Source organism: Undibacterium sp. GW821-FHT11B02, from assembly GCF_058808955.1.
Map to the genome: position 1 here is coordinate 144,978 of NZ_JBXASD010000009.1, position 24,290 is coordinate 169,267.

Consider the following 24,290-nt stretch of genomic DNA (forward strand, 5'->3'; position numbering starts at 1 on the left):
TCTTTAGCCGTTAATTGTCTTTTTGCGGCAAGCACCAGTCATTGCTTTGTAATAATTTGCTGGCATATAACGAGACTAATCACTTAAAAATCGGGCGTCAATCAAAAATTGATCAATCGAGTGATTATTTCCCCAGGTAGTAATCTACTCCCGGAAAATTCAATCATCATGCTGACTATTCGAACTTCAATCAGCGTCTTGATTGCTTCTGTATTGACACTCAATGCTGGCTGTTTTCTACTGATTGCCACTGCCGTACCGGGCAAAAATGCAGTGCAATCACAAACTGCTCAATAGTTCCGGTGACCTCTCAGGAGACCAAGAGGTGGGGGCAGGGCCTGTTAATAATTAAATCGGGAGTGCGAATGTGCCTGCTTACGCCCATTTCCTCTGGATTCAAACAAATTTAATTATTAACAGGCCCTAAGATTTGTCATAAAAATATCAATCAATCACGGAGAGTGTATGACCTCAAAGATTCAAACCGAGCAGAAAAAAGCTATCACTTCAATTTGGGACGATGCGTATGCAGCAGGCTTGTCTGAGCCAGAATTATTGCTGTATCGCTCGAATCTGCTCGGCTCTGATATGCGCATTACCAACTTTGGCGGTGGAAATACCTCGGCCAAGGTGATGATGCCGGATTACCTGACTGGCGAACAGGTAGAAGTGCTGTGGGTAAAAGGTTCTGGTGGAGATCTGGGAAGCATCAAGATGGATGGCTTCTCGACCCTGTACATGGATAAATTGCAATCCCTGAAAGGTCGCTATCGCGGTCTGGCACTGGAAGATGAAATGGTGGCTTATTTGCCACACTGCACTTTCAATCTGAACCCGCGTGCTGCCAGTATCGACACCCCCTTGCATGCCTATATCAATCGCAAGCATGTTGATCACATGCACCCTGATTCAGTCATTGCTATTGCAGCCTGTGCCAATAGCAAGGATTTGACGCAAAAAATATTTGAAGGTGAACTGGGCTGGTTGCCCTGGCAGCGTCCTGGCTATGACCTGGGCCTGAAACTGGAAGCTGTTTCCCAAAGCCAGCCGCACCTGAAAGGCATCATCCTCGAAGGTCATGGCTTGTTCACCTGGGGTGATACAGCCAAGTCTTGCTACGAAACCACACTGGCAATCATCCAGCGTGCCGAATCATGGCTGGAAGAAAATAGCCGTAAGCCAGCATTTGGTGGTGCCAAATACAGCGCCTTGCCAGCAGCAGAGCGTGCCAGTCTGGTTGCCCGTTTAATGCCTGTATTGCGTGGAAAAATCAGTAAAACAGAGTTCAAGCTCGGCCATTTTGATGACAGCACCACAGTGCTGGATTTTGTCTGCAGCAAAGACTTGCAGGCACTGGCTGCACTGGGTACGTCTTGCCCTGATCACTTCCTGCGCACCAAGATTCGTCCATTTGTGATCGATTTTGATCCTTCCAATCCTAATTTTGATCAACTTTTGAGCGGTTTGGACGAGGGCTTGAATCAATATCGCGCAGACTATGTCGCCTATTATGAGCGTTGCAAGCATGATAATAGCCCAGCGGTACGCGATGCCAACCCGATTATTTACCTGATCCCCGGCATTGGCATGTTGTCATTTGCGAAAGATAAAGCAACAGCAAGGATCGCAGGCGAGTTTTATGTAAATGCTATCAATGTGATGCGTGGTGCGAATGGTGTTGACAGCTATGTCGGTTTGCCAGAGCAGGAAGCCTTTGATATCGAATACTGGTTGCTGGAAGAAGCCAAACTGCAACGTATGCCCAAGCCTAAAAGCCTGGCTGGCCGTATCGCACTGGTGACCGGCGCTGCCGGTGGCATTGGTCAGGCTGTAGCACGCCAATTGTTGCAAGAAGGTGCTTGTGTCATGTTGACAGACATTGACGGCGAGGCATTGAGCCAGGCGCATCAGATGCTGTCCAAAGTGGCAGGCAAGGATAATGTAGCGACCATCAGCGCCAATATCACCCGCGAAAGCGATGTCGAAGCGATATTGAGCGAAACGTCATTGCGATTTGGCGGCATCGATTTGCTGATTTCGAATGCTGGTATTGCATCATCCGCGCCGCTGGATGAAACGACACTGGAAATCTGGGAGCGCAATCAGGATATTCTGGTCAAGGGTTACTTCCTGGTCAGCCGCAGCGCATTCCGTATCATGAAACTGCAGGAAATTGGTGGCAGCATGGTGTTTGTGGCCAGCAAGAATGGTCTGGTCGCTTCTGCTGGTGCATCTGCTTATTGCACGGCTAAAGCTGCTGAAATCCATCTGGCACGCTGTATCGCCCTCGAAGGTGCTGCCCATGGCATACGTGTCAATGTGGTCAATCCGGACGCAGTGATCCGCGGTTCCCGTATTTGGGACGGTAAATGGAAAGAAGAACGTGCTGTCTCGAATAAAATCGATGCAGATGATATCGAAGAATTTTATCGTCAGCGCAGTATGCTGAAACTCAGCGTATTGCCGGAAGATATTGCAGAAGCAGTGTATTTCCTGGCCAGTGACAAGTCGGCCAAGAGCACAGGTAACATCATCAACGTCGATGCAGGCAATGCTGCAGCATTCACACGCTAAAATATAAAAATTGACTGACCTGATGCATACCTGATACGCGGTATCTGATTCAGGTCAGCAACAAGATGGAGACATAAGATGGATAAAATAATTGATCACGGCCAAGTGGCAGAACACAACGCCAAACTGCAACAGAATCTGGATGCCGATTATGCTGCTTTGGGTAGCATGCTGGCCCGACGCGGGCAGGATATTGAACAACTGACAGCCAAAGCCCAGACTTTTGCTGTAGCTTTACCAAGCTGGGGTGTCGGTACTGGTGGTACCCGCTTTGCCCGCTTCCCGGGCAAGGGTGAACCACGCGATGTCATGGAAAAACTGGAAGACTGTGCTGTCATCCATCAACTGACACAGGCTACTCCTACCGTATCCCTGCATTTCCCTTGGGATAAAAGCAGCGATCCAGCGGCCATGCGTGAATTTGCCAGCAAACATGGCCTGGGATTTGACACCGTCAATTCAAACACTTTCCAGGATCAGGCCAATCAGGCGCAGACCTATAAATTCGGTAGTCTGACAGCAACTGCCAAGGCCGTGCGTGAGCAGGCTGTAGCACACAATATCGAATGCATAGAACTGGGCCGTGCACTGGGTTCCAAGGGCTTGACCGTATGGGTGGGTGATGGTGCCAATTTCCCGGGCCAACATAATTTGCGCGGTGCGCTGGAACGCTATCTGGACAGTATGCGCGATATCTACAAAGCCTTGCCTGCAGACTGGCTCATGTACATCGAGCACAAGCTGTTTGAGCCGGCATTCTATGCCACCACGATTGCCGACTGGGGCACCAGTTACGCCTGTGCTACCGAATTGGGGCCTAAGGCAAAATGCCTGGTGGATCTTGGTCACCATGCGCCAAATACCAACATAGAAATGATTGTTGCCCGCCTTGCGCAATTCGGCAAACTGGGGGGCTTCCATTTCAATGACAGCAAATACGGTGATGATGATCTGGATTCTGGCAGCATCAATCCTTTCCAGCTGTTCCTGATTTTCAATGAACTGGCGGATGTTGCTCAGCGCGATGGCGATGCCTTTAAACCATCCTACATGCTGGATCAGTCACACAATGTGACCGACCCGATAGAAAGCCTGATGTCCAGCGCCATCGAAGTGCAACGTTCCTTTGTACAGTCTGCACTGGTAGACCGCAAGGCATTGAGCGCCTATCAGGAAAACAATGATGTGCTGCTGGCAGCACAGACACTGAAACAGGCGTTCCGCACCGATGTCAGTCCTATTCTGGCCATGGCCCGCTTCCGTTCTGGCGCTGCTATTGATCCGGTTGCCTGCTATCGTGCAACGGGCTATCGTGAAAAGCAGGCTACACTCCGTCCACCAAAGGCTGGTGCGAGCGGTAGCGGCATAGTCTGATTTTATGCCTGTTACCCTCTGAGGTGTGCCGGTTGACGCATTTTCTTATGTGTCAACTGGCGGCTGCCGAGGGATTTTTTTATAGCTGTGCGTCTCTACATGAAATATCCTTTGCACCAAGGATGTCTTCATCCGGGATAGATCTCTGTTCTTCCGTTTGTCCGGCCTAATCCATTTTCTATGACTAAGCGTACCTTGCCTGTATTTACCGTATCAGCATTGCGTGCCAGCATCTTGTATTCGCTTGCCGTTTTCTGCGCAGCACCAGTGTTGGCGCAAACCACAGCGAACGTTTCATCAGTGAAGGAAGTCTCCAAGGCTTTTGTTACTCCACCGGACGATGCACGTCCCATGGTGCGCTGGTGGTGGTTTGGACCATCCGTAGAAAAGAAGCAGCTGGAACGCGAAATACTGGACATGAAAGCCGGTGGTTTTGGTGGTGTTGAGATTCAGGCTGTCTACCCCATGGAGTTGGATGATGCCGCCAAAGGCACACACAATTACCCATATTTGTCGAAGCAATTTCTTGAGCACGTCAGTTTTGCCAATGACACGGCGCGTGCCAACAAGCTCAGGGTAGATATTACCTTGGGTAGTGGCTGGCCGTATGGTGGTCCGCACGTCGGCGTGGGCGATGCCGCCAGCCGTTTGCGTGTTGCCGTGATCGAACTGCCAGCTGGAAATGAGAGTTTTGCCTTGCCGGCCATCATGAATGGTGAGAAATTACTGGCCAACTTCATTGCAGATGGTTCTTCCAAACAGATAGACAGCAGTAAATTGATTTTGTTTGAACCGCAGGTGTTGCCTGGGAAAAGTGGCCGTGCAAGCATCAAGGTAGCATCTGGCGAACGCGTGGTGGTATGTTATATCGCCAGCCGTACCGGCCAACAGGTCAAACGTGCAGCTTTGGGGGCAGAGGGTTTTGTGCTTGATCATTTAAGTCGCAATGCCATCGATCATCACCTGAAAGCTGTGGCTGAACCACTATTGAAAGCCTTTGGAAAAAATCCGCCTTACGCCGTATTTTCTGACAGCCTGGAAGTCTATGGTACTGACTGGACCGATGATTTCCTGGCCGAATTCCAGCGCCGTCGTGGCTATGATCTGAAGCCACATCTGCCAAAAATAGAATATGGCCTTGGTGCAGATGCCGCTGCCATACGACACGACTGGGCATTGACACAAACCGAACTGGTAAACGAACGTTATCTGGTGCCAGTGAATCAATGGGCGAAGGCGCATGGTACCCGTTTTCGTTCCCAGACCTATGGTGAACCGGCTGTGACCATGTCCAGCAATCGCCTGGTTGATTTACCTGAAGGCGAGGGCTATCAGTTCCGTCAGTTTTCATTTACGCGTTGGGCAACTTCCGCAGGCCACCTATATGGTCGCCCCGTCATTTCTGCCGAAACATGGACCTGGCTGCATTCACCCGCGTTCAGTGCGACACCGCTGGATATGAAGGTAGAAGCTGACCGCATGCTGTTGCAGGGTGTCAATCAGTTTGTTGGTCATGGCTGGCCATATACACCACCGGGCACGCTGGAGCCGGGTTATTCATTCTATGCGGCGGCGGTGTTTAATACCCATCTGCCATGGTGGAATGTCATGCCGGACATCAATGGCTATCTGCAAAGGATGAGTTACCTGATGCGCCAGGGTAAGCCCGCAAACCAGGTCGCCGTATTTCTGCCTACGGATGACGTGTACGCGACCCTGTCTTTGGGTAAGGTATCGGTATCGGCAGAAATGGGTAAATATGTGACGCCAGAATTAAGCGCACAGATACTTGATGCCGGACATAATATTGATTATGTGGATGCCGAATCTGTCATGGAACTGGGTATCAATTATCCGGTTTTGATTTTGCCGCATGTGACACGACTGTCGCCAGCTGTCATCGCCAAATTGAATGATTATGTGCGTGCTGGTGGCAAAGTCATCGCGGTCGGTAGCAAACCATCACTGGCACCAGGTTACCTGGAAGCCGCGCGCATTAGCGTCGACGTGCAGACTGCATCAGATACCTTGTTTACGAATCAGGATAAGGTCAGTCTGGTCAATAGTGACAGCGCGGTTGGTGTTGCCTTGAAGGCCGCTGTTCCGGCTGATATGGAACTAAGTGCTGAAAAAGAAAACATAGGCTTCATACGCCGGAAGTTGACTGATTCGGATGTTTATTTTATCGCCAATACCAGCAATCACGACGTAACTGCGAATGCTGTTTTCCGAAGCAAGTACAAAACAGCTTACTGGTGGAATCCGTACGACGGTAAGATAAGTAATGCCGATCTCAAGCCGGTGTTACGTCTGGCACCGTATGAATCAAGAGTATTGGTGCTGACCGATACGCCGCAGAATGCTCAGCCAGAAACCCGACTGGCAGATGCCACAACCGTTGTGGATTTAAGTCGTGACTGGAAAGTGCAGTTTAGTGAAAAATCTCAAGCGGTGAACATGACCAGCCTGCGATCATGGACAGAAGATGAAGCGACACGCTATTTCTCTGGTATCGCAACTTATACCAAAGACGTGGAATTGAGCGCGATGCAATTAAAGGACAGCCAGCTGACTCTGGATTTCGGCCCTGGCACACCACTGGAAGTGACGCCGAAGGTACCGAGCGGGATGCGCGCCATGCTTGACAGCCCAGTGCGGGAAGCTGCGGTCGTATTCGTCAATGGCCAACGTGCCGGTTCGGTATGGAAACCACCTTACCAGCTGGATATCAGCAAGTTGCTGCGTGCAGGCAATAACCGCCTTGAGATACAGGTCGCCAACCTGGGGTTGAATGCGCTGGCTGGCCATGCCTTGCCAGACTATCGCCTGTTGTCTGCCCGTTATGGGCAACGATTTATCCCTCAGGATACACATCTGATACTGGCCCAACCCGCCGGTATTTTGGGACAGGTCAAACTGATAGGTGCGAAGTTGCAATGAAACTGTTAGCACGGCGGTGGTTGCGCCATACTGAAATGGTATTTGCCTTGCCTGTGCTTTTGCATCTGGCAGTCGCTGCAGTATTGATGTTGTTATTAATATTAACGTCGTTCACTGCGGCAGCTACAGATATCAGTGCCGATACCTACGGTGCCAGAGGTGATGGCAAGACGCTCAACACGCTTGCCATACAAAGAGCAATCGACGCTGCTGCCATCAATGGCGATACACTGACTTTCCCGACGGGCACCTATCTGACCGGGGCCTTGTTCCTCAAAACTGGCGTTACATTACGCCTGGATAAGGGCGTCACCTTGCTGGGGTCGCAAAATATACAGGATTATCCCGTCATGCCCACCCGGGTTGCTGGCATAGAGATGAGCTGGCCAGCAGCACTCGTCAATGTATATGAACAACACAAGGTTGCCATTACTGGGGAAGGTGTCATAGACGGTGATGGCAAGATATTCTGGGAAAGCTATTGGAACTTGCGCAAGGCTTACGAGCCGCGTGGCTTGAGATGGGCTTCTGATTATGATGCTGGTCGACCGCGTTTGCTGCAAATCTACAAGGCATCTGATGTGCGTGTTGGTGATGGTTTGTTGCTGCGTCGCTCAGGTTTCTGGACCTTGCATATCTGTTATTCGAACAAGATAGTCGTGGATGGCGTCACCATCCGCAACAACGAAGGTGGGCATGGGCCATCCACCGATGGCATAGACATTGACTCATCCAAAGACATCCTTATTCAACATGCAGATATTGCCGTCAACGACGATGCAATAGTCTTGAAGGCTGGGCGTGATTCAGATGGCTTGCGCGTCAATCGCCCTACTGAAGATGTCATCGTGCGCGATGTCGTGGTTAGGGAAGCGGTTGCCGGACTCAGCTTTGGTAGTGAGACTTCAGGCGGTTTCAAGCGCATTGATGCATACCGTTTTGCGGTGATGAAAGATGTACCGGTAGGTATATTGTTCAAGTCGGCACATACACGTGGCGGTTTGGGTGAAGACTTGAATATCCATGATTTTGTTCTCAATGATGTTCCCGTTGTATTACGGGTGATCATGAACTGGAATCCTCAATACAGTTACGCAAAAATACCTGACGACGTGAAGGATGTGCCTGCTTATTGGAAAGTGCTGGTGACGCCGGTACCGGAAAAAGATGGTATATCAAGATTGCGTCGGGTGAATATCTCCAATATCAAGGCACGTGGTGCAAAAACGGCCTTTGAGGTGGAAGGATATGCCCATACTCCTTTGGAAGATTTCAATCTCACAAATCTTGATATAGAAGCTAATACTGCTGGTTTTGTTCGTCACGTAAAACGATGGAAGCTATCAGATTCCAGGCTGGTTTTTGCTGATGGCAAGCCGGTGCAGATTACAGCTGATTCTGAGGTGCAGGATTCGCCTGTGACGGGTAACATACCTGGCACTTCAAAGTGAGAATGAAACAAATAGGACTTATGCAAAACTGCCCCAGCTGCGTTGCAGCTCCTTACTGGGACGATTTTGCGTAAGTCCTGACAAGCAACAATAAAACGTAGGAGATTACTTTGAAATTAACAAAAAAATGTGTAATGCTTGCCAGCCTGGGTTTTGTTGGCAGTATGTTGCCAGCTTGGGGCGGGGCGCAGAATTATCCTTTGCCCACTGCAGCGATGCAAGCCATCATCGACAAAGATACCTCACGTCATTTTGGCGATGCGCCTGCTGATGGCGGTCCTTTGGCAACTGACTTGTCGGCGGAGCTGGAACCAGCAGCAATAGAAAAAGTCTTGCGCAAGGTGGCTGACTGGCAATTGGCCCGTTCACAGGCTTACTTTGGGCGTATCTGGACATCCAGCGTGATGTACACCGGTTTCATGGCAGCATCGGAAGCCACAAATGACAGCAAATACAAAGACGCCATGCTGGCCATGAGCCAGCAGCATCAATGGCAACTGGCGAAGCGCCTGCCAAATGCAGATGACCAGAGCGTGGCGCAGACTTATCTGGATCTGTACTTCCTCAACAAGCAGCCTGAATTCATCGCCCCGACCAAAAGCGACCTGGATACCCTGATTGACCTGAAAACACTTAAGCCAGGGGATGACCGTTTGCCATGGTGGTGGTGTGATGCGCTGTTCATGGCACCGCCGGTATGGGCGAAAATGTATGTAGCAACAGGTGAGCGCAAATACCTGGATTATGTACATACTCAATGGAAAAACACCTACGACCTGTTGTACGACAAGCAAGAACACCTGTATTCACGTGACGTTGGCTATATCAACAAGACCGAAGCCAATGGCAAGAAAATGTTCTGGTCACGTGGTGAAGGCTGGGTCATGGGGGGCATAGCCAGGACACTTGACTACATCCCCAAAGATGATCCGCAGCGACCGTTTTACGTACAGCAATTACGTGAAATGTCCGCCCGTGTAGCGCAGTTGCAGGATGAAAATGGCCTGTGGCATGCTGGCTTGCTGGATCCGGCTTCATACCCCTTGCCAGAAATTTCCGGCTCATCCCTGTTTGTATATGGCATGGCCTACGGTGTCAATCACGGCATTCTTGATCCCAAAGAATACCAGCCTGTCATCGCCAAGGCATGGAAGGGTATTCTGAAAAACGTGTATGCAGATGGCCGTCTGGGTAGCATACAACAGACCGGTGCCGAACCAGCCTTCTACAGACCTGCATCGAGCTTTGATTATGGTGTTGGCGGATTCATGCTGGCTGCTGCAGAATTAAAGAAGATGGCCGCAGTCAAACCAGCTAAATGACCGCAGGAGAGATAACCATGATTACGCGTGCTTTTCGTATGAAACTGAAGCCAGGTAATGTTGAAGAATATCATCGCCGCCATGATGAATTATGGCCAGATCTGGCAGACGCTTTGCATGCAGCGGGTATTTATGATTATTCGATTTTTTTGGATGAAGAGACTTTACATCTGTTTGGCGTACTCAAACTGCATCCTGATCACCAGATTGATGATTTGCCAAAACATCCTGTCATGCAACGCTGGTGGGATTATATGGCAGACCTGATGGAAGTTGAAGCTGACAACCGTCCTAAACAATTGGCATTGAAACCAGTGTTTTATTTCGAGTAAATAATAAATTGCCAGCCCATATCACGGTATGGACCGGCAATTTTCGTATTTTCCGGGTCTTGTTTTTCTGCTCTTTATTACACCACTTATTTAGCTGCTGACTGGCTGTCGGATTGCAGTATTTTTCTATCTTTCAGCCATTCTTCGGCACGATGTGGCCAGTCAGATGCGTTGCCGTTACCAAGCCGCATACCCATGCCATGCGCACCACGTTCAAACAGCAGCATTTCCGCCGGTACACCTGCTTTGGTCAGCGCCTGATAAAACAGGATGCTATTGTCGACCGGAACAGTTTTATCATTCTGGGTATGGATCAACAGGGTAGGGGGTGTCGTGCCGCTGACCTGTTTTTCCAGCGACATCAACTGCACGGATTCTGCACTGGGCGATGCGCCCAACAAAGCTTTGCGCGAACCTGCATGTACCGATGGGTCTTGCATGGTAATGACGGGATACATCAGTATCATGAAATCAGGGCGTGCATTGACACTGTCAAGCGCAGTACCGGTGCGTCCCAACGGGTGATCGAACAGCGTGCCGGCACTGGCCGCCAGATGGCCACCCGCCGAACTGCCCATTACGCCGATGCGATTAGGGTCAATGCCATATTGTGCTGCGCTGGAACGCACTAGACGAATGGCACGCAAGACATCTTGCAGAGGAGCAGGGTGGCCAAATTCAGCCAGGCGGGATTTCAACACAAAGCTGCTGATGCCCAGAGTGCTGAGCCAGTGGGCGTATTGCTCGCCTTCGCGCAGGTTTGAAAGATATACATAGCCGCCGCCAGGGCAAATGATCACGGCGCTGCCATTTTTTCTGTCAGCGGCCGCAGGATAATAAGTCAGCGCGGGTTCGCTGACGTTGGAGATTCTGCTATCAGTAACTTGTTCTGGTCCTATGCTTTTTGCACCCGGCACGCCTTCAGGCCACAAAGTGATGGAACTTGATTGTGCATGCGAAGAAAAGGCCGACAGGGCGAGCAACAAAGTGAAAAAAAATCGTGTCATGGCAGTAAATGAAGTATGTTATAAAAATTCTGTTTATTCTGGACGAAGCAGTTCTGCATTAGCGTAAAAATATCGATTTCATATGAGAGAGAACATCATGCGTCAACTTTCCCGTTTTTTGAAACCTTTTCAATTGTCAGTATTGCCTGTTGCATCCATCCTGTCTGTCCTGGCCAGCCCTGTTGCTATTGCGGATGAGCTGTTCAATGGCCATGATTTCAAGGGTTGGGAAATTCAGACTTCACCAGCAAGCAAGATGGAAGACGTGTTCAGTATTACGGCTGACGGCGTGATTACTTCTGCCGGCAAGCCTTCTGGCTACATCGCTACCACGGGAAGTTATAAAAATTTTGCGCTGCATGCAGAATGGCGCTGGACTGCCGCCCCCGGTAATGGCGGCGTTCTGATACATATCAGTTCTGGCCCCAAAGATAAGGTCTGGCCACTGAGCCTGCAAATCCAGACCAAATATAAAAATGTCGGTGACCTGTTGCCCATGGCCGGTGCCAGCTTTGCCGAACCACTGACTACGGCCGAAGGCGCATATCCCCCTATCAAGGCAAAACTGGCCGATAGTGAAAAACCAGTAGGTGAATGGAATAGCTGTGACATTCTCGCCAGGGATGGATCGGTTGAAGTCAAGATCAACGGCATAGTGCAAAACAAAATTAGCAAGTCCAGCCCGGATTCTGGTCACATTGGCTTTCAACTCGAAGGCACTGCTTATGAACTGCGTAATGTACGTGTTCAAAAACTTGATTGATGCCCTCAAGCCGGTTAATGTTTGCTGCATAGTCTGGACAGGGAAGTCAATTCGGCACAGGAATAATACAGATATTCAGTGTCCGGTTATCTGCAGACAGCATGGCTGACTGGATTTCTATCTTCTTACCGTCCGGGCTGAATGTCGGGTGAGGGTGGTCTGCTGCTGTGTCTTTATGCCCAGTGCTGAGCATGATCATCTTGCCATTCAGCCGGTCTATCAGGTAGATGCTGCGGCTGAAATCATCGCCTACTGCCCAGTGACCGTCACTTGATCCATGCACGTGCCATAAACCACTGCCCGAATGCGTCTGTCCAACGATACGCATTTCACGCGTACGCAAATTGACTATGGCAAGACCACTGGGCTTTTCGCGCGTGCCAGCATTGCCCCAACCCGTATCTTGCCCCGGGTTGGCTCCTTCAACTGCAGTACCCTTGTTGGCACTGTTATTTGTCTGACCTATAGTGCGATGGCCCATAATCGCCATGGCGACTTCGTCTTTTGAAATGACGGCTTCGTGGGTAACCCATTCATAATCGGCTTCCGGATAAAGCGGACGCAAGCCACTGCCATCTGCCATCACTACCCAGGTACGCTGTGGTGATTTGCCACCAGTTTCCCAGCAAAAAATGATTTCACCAGGATTCCACAGATTGGCCTGGATATGACCGATCTGAAAGGGTACCGAAACGACGTGGCGTATTTCTCCCGTCCTGACATGCATTTTTGCAATGCCGCCAGGGCCTGCACCCATGTTTCTGGGGCCGAAGCTTTTCTCTACACGTGTAGTTTTAGCCAGGTATTTTCTCGCTTCCTGTGGCGTCTCACGGAAGTATATCCATTCGTCGGCAGCATCCAGTGCCAGGTCGGCGGCTTGCCCAATTTCAGCTGGGACAACACCGCATATACGCTGGTAGCTTTCTGGCGGTTTCATCTTGCCGGCTTTGCTGTCCGCGAATACCGCAGCAAGATCAACTTCCACCAGTTCAAGCGGCGAGGCTTGACGTGGCCGACCAGTTCTCCCTTCACGCGGAGATTTATCTGTGCTGCGCATAAAATACAGCTTCATGTTACGTGTTGACACGTTTAGCATGCCGGTATAACCACCTTCAGACACCTGCACGATATCCCCGGTTTGCTCATTGACGGCCATCGCTTCACCTTTTGCGATACCAGAGCGAAAAATCACCCATTGCCCATCCGAAGTCCACTGTGGATGGGTAGGATAGATTTTTGAATCACCATGGGGTTGGCTGGTCAAAAATGTCAGCATCACCCCAGTGACCGGGTCTTTGACCACTTTGCGTTCGCTAGGGAATCGATGACCTATTTGCGCATAGGCAGATACGGATAGCATGCAGAACACGCACAGCAGGAGATTCAAAAACAAATGCGGAATGCGGGAGGATAAAATACGAACAGATAAGCGGTTCATGGAATTTTGATATGTGTGGGAGTAATCGGGTAAATCCCGGATGCGCATTCTTGCAACATGATTGAACGGAATGACATCAGCGGCACCTATTGTGCTTGGTTTTCAGGCAGTTTTTCCATAATGTGCACTGCACAATCAACAGTGATCATTTTTTTGATTCTTTAAGCAAGTCTTGCAGTCAGTTACAAGCTCTCGAATAAAATGAAATCATGTGAAGAGGCTGTCGAGCTTGTTATATTCTGACCTGTGTATGATGCTCAATGTCCATCTGTCTTCCTTGAACTGACGATACTTAACCATCATTCCTATCATCTATCTATGAATACCAGTATGTCTGCAGTACGCCGCCTGATCTGTGTAAGTGTGTTGGGCTGGACTTGTTCTGCCCTGGCGCAAACTACGCCGCCACCAGCGGTAAATACCGACCCCAATGCTGCGGCGCGTATCGTATTACCCGAACCGGCTAATCCGCAATTACCTTCGGTGTTCTTTATCGGCGACTCAACCGTGCGCAATGGTCGGGATGATGGTCAAAACAAGGGGGCAGAAGGGCAGTGGGGCTGGGGCAATCCTATCAAGGCGTATTTTCAGACAGATAAAATCAATGTCGTTAACCGCGCTATTGGCGGCCTCAGCAGCCGCACGTACTTGACAGGCGGGCACTGGCAAAGAAGTCTGGCGCTGATGAAGCCGGGTGATTTTGTCATCATGCAATTTGGTCACAACGACAATGGCCCGCTTAACGACACCAGCCGCGCGCGCGGGACCATCAAAGGCATAGGTGAAGAGGTGGAAGAAATCGATAACATGCTGACCAAGTTGCCAGAGACGGTACATAGCTATGGCTGGTATTTGCGCAAATTTATTGCCGAGGCAAGAGCCAAAGGTGTGCAGGCCATCGTATGTTCCCCGATACCACGCAAGAGCTGGGATGCCAGCGGAAAAATCAATCGTAGCAAAGCTAGTTATGCTGGTTGGGCTGAACAGGTGGCAGTCCAGGAAAAAGTGGATTTCATCGACCTGAATGAAAACATCGCCGCAGCCTATGACAGCATGGGTAAGGATGAAGTGATGAAACTCTTCCCGGTGGTAACACCTGACGAACATACCCATACCAATTTGGCCGGTGCAGAGTTTAATGCAAGGGTGGTTGTGGCGGGTATCAAGACTTTGCGCTATGCGCAGTTGAAAAACTATTTGAATGATAAAGCAGTCGACATCAAATCGACTACTGTGTCACCCAAATAGTAGCTCAGGAAATGATGCACATACCTCATTTGCGAGCAGTCTTGCGCCCGGTTTGTATGGTTATTTTAACCGTCATTGCAATGGTACCGGCTTTGCCTGCCGCTGCACAATCCACAGAAGCTGCTTGCAGCCAATGGGGCAAGCCTGGAAAATTGATTTACCAGGATGATTTTGATACGGATCTGCAGCAGTGGCAGATAGAGTCTGCTGATATGCAGCACTCCAGCATCAGCGTTGCCGGTCACCAGCTTTTGATTGATGCAGCGAAAGGGGCAACGGTGTGGTTCAAACAAAAATTGTCAGGTGACATACTGATCAGGTATACGCGCAGGGTAGTAATGGAACAAGGTCGCAATGACCGCCTGTCTGACCTGAATCAATTTTGGATGGCGACTGATCCGCATAATCCGCGCATCTTTACCCGCAATGGCGTGTTTGAACAATACGATGGCTTACGCCTGTATTACGCCGGCATAGGTGGCAATACCAATACGACGAGCCGGTTTCGCAAATACCAGGGCAATGGTGAACGTACTTTGTTGGCGGAGTTGAATACAAGCGATGCCTTATTGCAGGCGAACCGTGATTACGTCATAGAAACAGCGGTATATCAGGGTTGCACACGCGTGCTGGTGGATGGGAAAGTCTTCTTTTCATATAAAGACAAAGATGCTCTGCGTGATGGTTATTTTGGATTCCGGACCACGCAATCCCGGCAGCATATACGTGATTTCAAGATTTACCAACTGGAATAAACTAGCAGTTGCAAGACCATTTAAAGATCAAAGAAACGATGATAAAGATGAGACAAAAAAAACAATCTGGCCTGCGTTCAATATTGAAATTATTGACCATCGCAGGCATTAGCTGCATGCTGCCACTAAGCATGAGCACAGCAGTTGCCGCAGGTAAAACAAACAGCGCAGGCAAACCAGCCAATGACATGACAGCACCACTGCATTTGATGCAGCCCAATTACCCCACGCCTTATGGACAGCCAACAGCAGAAGATGTCAAGAAAGTGCTGTATCGCGTGCATGCCTATCTGGATAATGTCACGCCTGCCAGGATTATTGATGGTAAAACAAAGAAACAGATTACTGATTTTTCCCAGATCAATGACGATACGATACTGGCCCCTGGTGATTATCGCCTGACCAGTTATGAATGGGGCGTTACTTACGCAGGCATGCTGCTGGCTGGCAGTGCCACGGGTGATAAACGTTTCAGCAATTACGCCAGTGATCGCCTTGGCTTGCTGGCCGACCTGGCGCCGCATTATCTTGCACGCCTCAAGGCCAATCCCAAGAGCCCTTCACCTATCCGTTCCTTGCTGCAACCACATGCGCTGGATGATACAGGTGCCATATGCGCCGCCATGATCAAAGCGACCAGGGAAGGTGTCTCCAATAAACTGGCTAGCCTGATTGATATTTGCAGTACCTATATCAGCACCAAAGAATACCGCCTGACGGATGGTACACTGGCCCGCAACCGGCCACAGCCGAATACCTTGTGGCTGGATGATTTGTTCATGAGCGTGCCCGCCCTGGCACAAATGGGTAAATTGACCGGGGATACCAAGTATTATGATGATGCCGTGAAACAGGTTAAACTGTTTTCCGAACGCATGTTCAACAAGGAAAAAGGTGTGTACATGCATGGCTGGGTGCAGGATATGGGTGTTCATCCGCAATTTCACTGGGCCAGGGCAAATGGCTGGGCCGTCATGACCATGGTTGAATTGCTGGATGTATTGCCACCAGAGCATCCAGGTTACGCCGACGTGTTGGCGCAATTGCAGGCCCACGTCAAAGGCCTGGCATCATATCAGGACGGCACTGGATTCTGGCACCAACTGCTGGATCGTAATGACAGCTACCTGGAAACGTCCGCCACCGCCATTTATACCTATGCCATGGCACACGCAATCAATCGCGGCTTTATCGACAAACGTGCTTATGCCCCGGTAGTCATGCTGGCATGGAATGCAGTAGCCAGCAAAGTGACGCAAAAAGGTCAGGTAGAAGGCACCTGCGTCGGTACTGGCATGGGCTTTGACCCAGCGTTTTATTATTACCGCCCGGTGAATGTATTTGCAGCGCACAGCTATGGCCCCGTCTTGCTGGCCGGTGCAGAAGTCATCAACCTGTTGAAGTCGAATACTTTTGAAATCAATGACAGTTCATTACAGGTCAAAGTAACGAAGCCTTAATGAAGCAATCCAGCGAGGCATTTCAGATCCGATGAAATGCCTCGCTGATCAGGCAGAGATCGCAGGGAAGTGTGTATCAATTTCCCTGACCAGTACTTCTTCTGTCTTGTCTATCAGTACATGTGCCGTGCAGCTCATGCAGGGGTCAAAACTTTGTATCGTGCGCTGTATATCTATACCGCTGAAGTCACTGGCATTACTGAAACCACTTTCTATAATGGGTGTATTCTGTAAAGCCATTTCCATTGGACCAGGCACACGTCCCGGCGTGCAGGTGCCAACATTGATACGTGAAGGTATAGCGATCTGGTAGTTGTCGATGACATGTTCCTTGATCACCGCCCAGTGTGCCAGGAAGCCGCGACTGGCACCCCATAAACCGACACCCAATTGCAAGCCCGGTTTATTATTGTCAAGTGCCACATGTGTCAGGGTTTCACCTTTGCGTATCAATTGCCCTGCAATGGCGATGTTTTCCTGTGTGACTGCAAAATTGAATGCCAATGAATAAGCGCGTGCCCGGTTGCGCTCAATGGCATTCCAGACCGGTGGTATGCGCCACTGCATCGGCAAGCTGGTGCCACCGCTGACAGGCAGGCAAAATTCCAGGCTGTGGCCAGTGGCCGCAACAAAGGGATTGTCAGGAATTTTACGGGCGGCAGCCGTCAGGTACAGGCGTGCATAGGCCCCCACTTCAAAATTATGTCCGCGCCAGGCTAAACTGGAACCCCAACTGTACGCCTGGGGATTCAGGCTTTTAGGATTTTGCGTGCGCTTGTTCCAAGGGTGATAAGCCGACACAGGATTGCCCAGCGGATCAGTTTTGATCATCTCTTGTTCAGTCTGGCTATGCTGCTGGAAAGAGTAATCGAGAAATTCTTCCATACCGGCATTCAAAAGGCTCAGGCGGGTACACAGCAACTCGCCGCGTATCATCACTGCGGGCGTGGACCAGCGTTTTTCTCCCCACGTATCACAACGTGCATAGCTGCCATCATAATGGTCGGGATGATCCCATTGACCAAAATCCAGCATGGATGCTACCGAACGTCCCATATCTTCATACAAAGGATTGGCATCGAGCATGAAGTCAAATACTTCATCCCATATCGCCGCTGCCTTACGGCTATAAGATGCAAAGGGTTGCAAGATACGACTGAAGTCCGCCATTTTCCCCGCATCCGCATGAATGCTCACACCACCGGGAATGATGGATTCTGAATGTGGATATTTGCCACCCAGCACAGTATAAGCCTGGCGTGCCAAAGCAACCATGTGCAGGGCTTCGCGGTATAGCGCTCCACCCTTGTTCAGGTCATGCAAAATATCACTGATATGCTGATAGCCGTGAAGCTGCTGATGACGGCAATGACTTTGGCAGGCCTTCGTCCATATTTCAGGGTTACTCTGTTCTATCACTTGCTGTGAATAGTCCGGGCCGGCCAATACAAACAGATGCATGCAATTGTCATTCAGGTATTGACAACTGAGCAGCAGGTTGCGCAAGACTATACCCAATGGCGGAGGCTTCAGGCCCAATGCCATTTCCAGACACAATGCAGAAGCGGTCGCATGCACACCGCCGCAAATGCCGGACGCCGTCGCACTCACCATGCCCACCTGTTTCAGCGCACGACCTGGCAGCAATGATTCATACCCCTTGAACAGGGTAGCCATGGATGCGCTGTCGAGAACGGTACGACTTTCAAGATCAACCCGGCAATGTACGGCAAGCGCACCTTCCAGCCGGCTCAGTGGATCGACCTTGGCTGTCATACTGGCCTTATTCTTTTGCCTGATCAGACGCATCAAATCAGCATCTATTCCGTTTTCGGCTATTGTGTCGGCTGTATCTGTACGCTGTGCCTGCTGTTCTGAATCCAGATCCATGCTATTTCCTTATAGGTCACTGTTGAATGCATCGTCACTTGTTCTCCATCAGGCTTCTGGTTCCCATTCAGGCGGCCCCTTGTAGCCATACCACGCCATATCAGGTGCGCTTCCATACACAGCGTTTTTCACCTTGATCCAGATCTGATTGCCCCAGTCGTGATGCCAGTAAAAGATAGGGTCGTTGGTCATGTCTTCGGTAAGCAGCGCCCAATGCAGAAGGCGACGGTTCCACAAGCGTTCATCCCTGTCATCAATGGCGCCAGTCAGCAACTGGCGTTCAAAATAATCTGTGGCACTGACGTCACTGTATTCTTCAAAATCCGACCCCATGTTCAGCCATTGGCCTGATTTGCGATCACGCAAAACCACGTCTATTGATGAACCTGTGCTGTGTATAGGAAAGCTGCGTGCATCCTTGGGATCAAAATTGCGTGGGTCACGCAAGTAACCAAGCGTATGCTGACGCAATTCCTCTTCACTGGCCTCTGGTCTGGCAGCGCGTGCGCGATCCCAGTAATAGGCCCACAAGCCACGCTGGCATTCTATCGAGCGATAGGCATCGAGTATGAACAACTCAACGCTAAAGGTGGACAACACGGCATTGGCGCGCGCCAGTTTTTCTGCGAAAGTCTTTCTTAACCAGCCATCCTTTCTGCTTCCTTTTATGCGCTTGTGATACGGTGAATTCTGGCCGTTATCCATCGCATGCCATGAAGAAAAGGCCAGGCCATAATCACGCACATTAACCAGTTCTTCCATGAACAAAGGGGAACTGGTATCCAGCGGAATCTGGTAATGCGGCAGTCTGATCTTGCTAAGATCTGCTAGCGGGATATGGTATTGAATGTCATACATGTCCTGATCCTTATGTTTCAATTATTTCAGATGATTTAGCCGGTTAAGAGAGTTTTCAATGATGCTGATATTCACTGGCAAGCAACTGCATTTTTTCTTCGAAAATAGGATTCAGATAACGCTCCTCCGCTCGTGCCTGCGAAAGAATGTTTGCTTTTGCGTCTGCTCCAAGCAAGGACATTAATTGACTGAAGTTATCCATGTCTTCAGAAAACAACCGGGACAGGCAGCGTGTCGTATACACCGTCTGCGCATCGTTGATGATGTTGGCAAAGCTTTTCATATCATCGACGCCATGATTGTTGATCTTGAATTCAATGTCAGGGTGTCGCTGAGCAAGGCCGCTTTCAAGCTTGAATATATACAGCCAGTAACTATCTTTTACGGCAATCGCGTTCAGCGCCTGTTGCATGAAATATTGCTGAGTACCAGTCACATAAATATCGTTGATGATAATGATCTTGCGCTGGCAGAACTGTTTCATCTGGTCATCATTCTCTGCCATCGCTTGCATCTTTTGTCTCTGCTTTACGCGCTGTGTCAGATTGTTTTTGCTGTAATTGTTACTCAAATTAAAATCGCCCTGGCTACTGACCGTGATTTGCTGCCGGTTTAAACGTGGTTCCAGCAAGCTTAATCTGAAACCTTCTAATTGCAATAAGGCATGCACGCGCCTTGCCATTAAATTGGCAGCAGAAGGCAGGTGATAAAAAGCCGGTGCGGTAACAACCCAATCACTGGCAACATCTGTGTGCTGCTGCAGAATGCTCGCTGCCAGGCTGCTCAGTTTTTGACTGAAAAAATCTATCTGCCACCATTGCCCCAGTTTCATGCCGGGGTAATGGCGGTATAAATCTGCATCAAACTGCAAGGGCAGGGAGCTGATTTCCTCCAGACATACTATCTTGCTGCTGGCCTGATGCTGATCATCGTCCAGGTTCAGCATCAGGCCAGTACTTTGTTCCAGGCATGGTTGGAAGGCACTTCACCCTTGCTCAAAGGCGGCAATAGTTCCACGGTAAAGTTTTCTTCCAGCGGTGCGACCCAGATGCGTGACGACAGATTGACCTTGTAGAGTTCAAACAATTTATCATCGTCAGCCTTGGTTTCGCTGTACACACGGCGGTCTATCAATTGATAGAACTCATCTGGTACGAAATCTTCATTCAACATGACATGGGCAGTTTGCTTGCCATCGCTGACCCACCATTCGAATTTCATCTGGCTATTACAACGGCTGACACAGTTGTCATTTTCCATTACGGTCAGATTGCCCTTGTCGGCACAGTGGGTTACGTAATTGAGTGAATCCAGGACCCCCGGGCCAGGGTGTGCGCTGACGACGACCAGATTATCTCTATGCCATAACTGATCGCGTGACAGGGCCAGTGCGGCCATCTGCATGGCGCGGTAACCGACGGCCGTGCCCCACCACAGCGAGCGCTGATGCTGGGCAGTGGCTTCCTGATAATCAAGTGTCAGCACCTTGCCCTGATCGACGATACGTATCAGCAAGCCTTGTGCCGGGATATATTCTTTGGATGAAAAACTGGTCATGGCATTTTCCTTTTACGATAGATTTCGATATTGATTGATCAGGATCAGCAGATGCGCGGCAATTGTTCACCTACCAGCATGTCAACAATGCGCTTGCCGCCAAACAGGGTCTGCATGTGTACACGTCCGGGCCGTCCATCATGTAAAACTGTACCTATATCTGCTGCATCCTTACCCAGTGCATGCCCACGCATGGCCGCCAGGGCAGCATCGGTTTCTTCAGCAGGAACGACGGCAACCAGTTTGCCTTCATTCGCCAGGTACAAGGGGTCAAGGCCAAGAATTTCGCAAAAGCCTTTTACCTCTTGTCGTAACGGCGTCTGGGTCTCGTGGATTTCTATGGCGCATTTCGACGCATCGGCAATTTCATTGAGTACAGAGGCAATGCCGCCACGCGTCGCATCGCGGATGAAGCGGGTATGTGGCGCTGCCTTCAGCAGGGTCTGTATCAAATCATGCAAAGGGGCGCAGTCGCTTTCTATCGGGCTGGTCAAATGCATGTCACCCCGTGCATTCAAAATCGCCGCACCATGATCCCCCAAAAAGCCATTGACCAGGATATGGTCACCAGCCTGCGCCTGATGCGCCCCCAGCTTGTAATCCTGATGGATAACCCCTATACCTGCGGTATTGATGAAAATCTTGTCGCAACCGCCGCGCCCCACCACCTTGGTATCACCCGTGACGATCATCACACCGGCTTCCCTTGCCGTATCAGCCATGGATTTGACGATCTGACGCAAGGTGTCAACCTGCATGCCTTCTTCTATGATCATGGCGCAAGTCAGGTATAGCGGGGTGGCTCCGCCAACGGCCAGGTCATTCACCGTACCGCAAATCGCCAGCTTGCCGATGTCCCCGCCGGGAAAGAAGATGGGGTCGATGACATAGGAATCAGTCGTCATGGCCAGCCGGTCACCCAGCTTGGCCAGGTCACTGAGCTGGAAACGGGCCTGATCTTCCAGTGTGTTCAGCGCAGGGTTGCTGAAGGCTTCAATAAAGACATCATCTATCAGGTCACGCATGGCTTTGCCGCCACCGCCATGTGCCAGGGTAATGACAGAACTGACCAGTTTGCCACGCCGGGTGCGGATATCAGTGACGTTGGTCGTTGCTGGTTCGTCGTCTGGCCGGGTGAGATTTTTTTCTATCATGTTCATAGACTGGTTTCCTCAAGCTGATGTATTTTGATACTGTCTTTGGGTGCACCGCCATATTGGTAATAAGCAGCGCAGGCTCCTTCGCTCGACACCATCAGTGCACCCAAAGGCGTTTCCGGGGTACAGGCCTTGCCGTAAACCTTGCATTGCCAGGGCTTGATTGCACCTTTCAATACCTCGCCACACTGACAGGATTTGGGGTCGGCGATGGTGACCGAAGGAAGGGAGAATTTTTTCTCGGCATCGAAAGCAGCATATTGTTGGTTCAGTTGTACGCCTGAATTGTCAATCGAACCCAGACCACGCCATTCAAAAAATTGCCGCAATTCAAACACCTTGCTGATGGCTTCCAGTGCCATGCGGTTGCCATGTTCTGGCACCACGCGGTTGTACTGGTTTTCAATTCGCGCTTCACCGGCATGTAGTTGCTTTAATACCATCCACAGAGATTGCAGAATATCCAGCGGTTCAAAACCTGATACCACGACAGGACGCTGATAATGTTCTGCGATGAAACCATACGGCTGATTGCCAATCACCATGCTGACGTGACCAGGGCCAAGAAAACCATCGAGTTGCAGGTCTGGCGAATCTAGCACGGCCTTGATGGTGGGGATAATCGTAATGTGATTGCAGAACAGGGAAAAATTACGTATGTCTTCTGCCTCGGCCTTCAATACTGTCAGAGCGGTGCTGGGCATGGTGGTTTCAAAGCCCAGGCCAAAGAAGACCACTTCCTTGTCCGGGTGTTTTTTCGCTATGCTGAGTGCATCCAGTGGCGAATACACCATACGCACGTCGGCCCCCAGTGCCTTGGCCTGCAGCAGGCTGCGTTTGGAGCCTGGAACCCGCATGGCATCACCAAAGGTGGTCATGATGGTGTCTTTTTGTTCCGCAATGGCGACACAGTCGTCCACGCGCCCCATGGGCAATACGCATACTGGGCAACCGGGGCCGTGTATCAGTTCCAGGCTGGTTGGCAGCATGTTTTCTATGCCATAGCGAAAGATGGAATGCGTGTGGCCGCCACAGACTTCCATGATATACACCGGGCGTTTCAAATCTTTTGACAGTTCGTCTGAGATCCGGGTAATTTCCCGTATCAGGAATTTGGCTTTTTCCGGGTCGCGAAATTCATCAACGTATTTCATGTTCGGCCTCTGTATCGTGATTGGTTTTATTACTCAAATAACCGCGCTCATCTGCCAGCAGGGTATGTACCAGGTCCCACAAGACGTGATAGATCGCCACATGGCATTCCTGGGTGCGGTGTATGCTGTCTGAAGCAACGACCAGGCAATGGTCCAGCCCGATTTTTGCCATTTCACCGCCGGTGCCACCTGCCAGACCTATCGTGACTGCGCCAATTTTCTTGGCCTGTGCAAAGGCACGAAGCAGATTGTCTGAATTGCCGCTGGTGGAAATACCTATCAGCGCGTCATTCTTCTTCATCAGATTGGCGACTTGTCGTGCATATACGTGCTGGTAACCGACGTCATTGGCAATGGCTGTCATCACTGTTTTGTCACAGCTCAGGTCATAGGCGGGTAGGGCGGGCCGTCCGGTGGTGACTGGATGTAAAAATTCCACCGCGATATGTGAGGCATCCGAGCTGGAACCTCCGTTGCCCATGGTGAACAGTTGGCCCTGCTTTTTATAGATACCAGCAATCGCATTGGCACAATCGACGACCGCCTGTTGATGAGTCGCAAAGAAATGACTGATCACGCTCTGGTGTTGAGCCATTTTTTGTTCTATTGAATCCAGTAGCGCCTGGTTCATGCTGACAGTATCGGATTTCTTTTTGGTGAGAAATGGATACAGTGCTTGCAGGTGGCTGGCATTTTCAGTATTGGTCATGACGCTCTCTTTGATAGAATTCAGGAGTCACCTTCCTGCATGGCGACCAGTTCTTCCTGCATTTGCCCCAGTTCATTTAGGATGGACAGTGTTGCCTGTGCCTCCTCTTCATTGATGAGGCTCATCGCAAAACCCACATGTACCAGTACCCATTGATTGATCAGTTCGTGCAGATTTTTTCCGTCCTGAGCGACGCAACTAAGGTCTACCGCACGCTGTATGCCACCTACATCCACGATGCCAAGCAGTTGCCCGACATCGCTGATGCTGACAATTTTTCCTGGAATTCCTAAACACATAA

Annotated in this window: 20 protein-coding genes; 10 read left to right on the forward strand and 10 right to left on the reverse strand. The window is 50.3% G+C overall.

Annotated features, from left to right (window positions below; all coding sequences use genetic code 11):
• Positions 1–465: 465 nt before the first annotated feature.
• The 6 genes from AC1RVX_RS19845 to rhaM all read left to right on the forward strand — a co-directional run bounded on the left by AC1RVX_RS19845 (position 466) and on the right by rhaM (position 9,993).
• Positions 466–2,574 carry a bifunctional rhamnulose-1-phosphate aldolase/short-chain dehydrogenase gene (locus AC1RVX_RS19845; protein WP_493218331.1) on the forward strand — a complete coding sequence of 703 codons (2,109 nt, stop codon included), beginning with the start codon at positions 466–468 and terminating at the stop codon, positions 2,572–2,574.
• Between the two features lie 78 nt (positions 2,575–2,652).
• A complete protein-coding gene (gene rhaI, locus AC1RVX_RS19850) occupies positions 2,653–3,948 on the forward strand; it encodes an L-rhamnose catabolism isomerase (RefSeq protein WP_493218332.1) in 1,296 nt (431 codons plus the stop codon).
• A gap of 180 nt (positions 3,949–4,128) precedes the next feature.
• The gene (locus AC1RVX_RS19855) at positions 4,129–6,888 is read left to right on the forward strand and encodes a glycosyl hydrolase (RefSeq protein ID WP_493218333.1); all 2,760 of its coding nucleotides are present in this window, start codon (positions 4,129–4,131) and stop codon (positions 6,886–6,888) included.
• Positions 6,885–8,339, forward strand: a complete 1,455-nt coding sequence (locus AC1RVX_RS19860; RefSeq protein ID WP_493218334.1) for a glycoside hydrolase family 28 protein — start codon at positions 6,885–6,887, stop codon at positions 8,337–8,339. Before AC1RVX_RS19855 ends, AC1RVX_RS19860 begins: the two co-directional genes overlap by 4 nt.
• A 110-nt stretch (positions 8,340–8,449) precedes the next feature.
• Entirely contained in the window at positions 8,450–9,661 is a 1,212-nt protein-coding gene (locus AC1RVX_RS19865; protein WP_493218335.1) for a glycoside hydrolase family 88/105 protein, read from the forward strand.
• A gap of 17 nt (positions 9,662–9,678) precedes the next feature.
• Positions 9,679–9,993, forward strand: a complete 315-nt coding sequence (gene rhaM / locus AC1RVX_RS19870) for an L-rhamnose mutarotase (protein ID WP_493218336.1) — start codon at positions 9,679–9,681, stop codon at positions 9,991–9,993.
• 86 nt (positions 9,994–10,079) lie between these two features.
• On the opposite strand, the gene AC1RVX_RS19875 is transcribed toward rhaM, so the two are convergent.
• A complete protein-coding gene (locus tag AC1RVX_RS19875; protein ID WP_493218337.1) occupies positions 10,080–11,000 on the reverse strand; it encodes an alpha/beta hydrolase in 921 nt (306 codons plus the stop codon).
• A 97-nt stretch (positions 11,001–11,097) separates the two neighbouring features.
• Here AC1RVX_RS19875 and AC1RVX_RS19880 point away from each other — a divergent pair, with 97 nt between their 5' ends.
• Positions 11,098–11,763, forward strand: a complete 666-nt coding sequence (locus AC1RVX_RS19880; protein ID WP_493218338.1) for a 3-keto-disaccharide hydrolase — start codon at positions 11,098–11,100, stop codon at positions 11,761–11,763.
• A 46-nt stretch (positions 11,764–11,809) separates the two neighbouring features.
• Here the strand turns inward: AC1RVX_RS19880 and AC1RVX_RS19885 are convergent, their stop codons facing one another.
• The gene (locus AC1RVX_RS19885) at positions 11,810–13,201 is read right to left on the reverse strand and encodes a TolB-like translocation protein (protein WP_493218339.1); all 1,392 of its coding nucleotides are present in this window, start codon (positions 13,199–13,201) and stop codon (positions 11,810–11,812) included.
• A 330-nt stretch (positions 13,202–13,531) separates the two neighbouring features.
• On the opposite strand from AC1RVX_RS19885, the gene AC1RVX_RS19890 reads away from it, so the two are divergent.
• From AC1RVX_RS19890 to AC1RVX_RS19900, 3 genes are read left to right on the forward strand one after another with little or no spacing between them, the layout of a single operon-like run.
• The gene (locus tag AC1RVX_RS19890; RefSeq protein WP_493218340.1) at positions 13,532–14,449 is read left to right on the forward strand and encodes a rhamnogalacturonan acetylesterase; all 918 of its coding nucleotides are present in this window, start codon (positions 13,532–13,534) and stop codon (positions 14,447–14,449) included.
• 11 nt (positions 14,450–14,460) lie between these two features.
• Positions 14,461–15,204 (forward strand): DUF6250 domain-containing protein, encoded by a 744-nt coding sequence (locus AC1RVX_RS19895; RefSeq protein WP_493218341.1) that lies wholly within the window; start codon positions 14,461–14,463, stop codon positions 15,202–15,204.
• A gap of 47 nt (positions 15,205–15,251) precedes the next feature.
• On the forward strand, positions 15,252–16,664 hold the full coding sequence (locus tag AC1RVX_RS19900; protein WP_493218342.1) for a glycoside hydrolase family 88/105 protein: 1,413 nt from the start codon (positions 15,252–15,254) through the stop codon (positions 16,662–16,664).
• A gap of 48 nt (positions 16,665–16,712) precedes the next feature.
• Here the strand turns inward: AC1RVX_RS19900 and AC1RVX_RS19905 are convergent, their stop codons facing one another.
• From AC1RVX_RS19905 to AC1RVX_RS19940, 8 genes are read right to left on the reverse strand one after another with little or no spacing between them, the layout of a single operon-like run.
• Positions 16,713–18,554: a nickel-dependent hydrogenase large subunit gene (locus tag AC1RVX_RS19905; RefSeq protein ID WP_493218343.1), complete on the reverse strand. Its 1,842-nt coding sequence runs from the start codon at positions 18,552–18,554 to the stop codon at positions 16,713–16,715.
• Positions 18,555–18,602: 48 nt separating this feature from the next.
• Complete coding sequence (locus AC1RVX_RS19910) at positions 18,603–19,412, reverse strand: M15 family metallopeptidase (protein ID WP_493218344.1); 810 nt, start codon at positions 19,410–19,412, stop codon at positions 18,603–18,605.
• 55 nt (positions 19,413–19,467) lie between these two features.
• Positions 19,468–20,358 (reverse strand): phosphoribosyltransferase family protein, encoded by an 891-nt coding sequence (locus AC1RVX_RS19915; RefSeq protein ID WP_493218345.1) that lies wholly within the window; start codon positions 20,356–20,358, stop codon positions 19,468–19,470.
• The gene (locus AC1RVX_RS19920; RefSeq protein ID WP_493218346.1) at positions 20,358–20,969 is read right to left on the reverse strand and encodes a hypothetical protein; all 612 of its coding nucleotides are present in this window, start codon (positions 20,967–20,969) and stop codon (positions 20,358–20,360) included. The genes AC1RVX_RS19915 and AC1RVX_RS19920 overlap by 1 nt, the downstream gene beginning before the upstream one ends.
• 44 nt (positions 20,970–21,013) lie before the next feature.
• Positions 21,014–22,129, reverse strand: a complete 1,116-nt coding sequence (gene hypE, locus AC1RVX_RS19925) for a hydrogenase expression/formation protein HypE (protein WP_493218347.1) — start codon at positions 22,127–22,129, stop codon at positions 21,014–21,016.
• A complete protein-coding gene (hypD, locus tag AC1RVX_RS19930) occupies positions 22,126–23,280 on the reverse strand; it encodes a hydrogenase formation protein HypD (protein ID WP_493218348.1) in 1,155 nt (384 codons plus the stop codon). The genes hypE and hypD overlap by 4 nt, the downstream gene beginning before the upstream one ends.
• On the reverse strand, positions 23,267–23,989 hold the full coding sequence (locus AC1RVX_RS19935; RefSeq protein ID WP_493218349.1) for a D-sedoheptulose-7-phosphate isomerase: 723 nt from the start codon (positions 23,987–23,989) through the stop codon (positions 23,267–23,269). The genes hypD and AC1RVX_RS19935 overlap by 14 nt, the downstream gene beginning before the upstream one ends.
• Before the next feature lie 20 nt (positions 23,990–24,009).
• A complete protein-coding gene (locus AC1RVX_RS19940) occupies positions 24,010–24,288 on the reverse strand; it encodes a HypC/HybG/HupF family hydrogenase formation chaperone (RefSeq protein WP_493218350.1) in 279 nt (92 codons plus the stop codon).
• Positions 24,289–24,290: the final 2 nt, after the last annotated feature.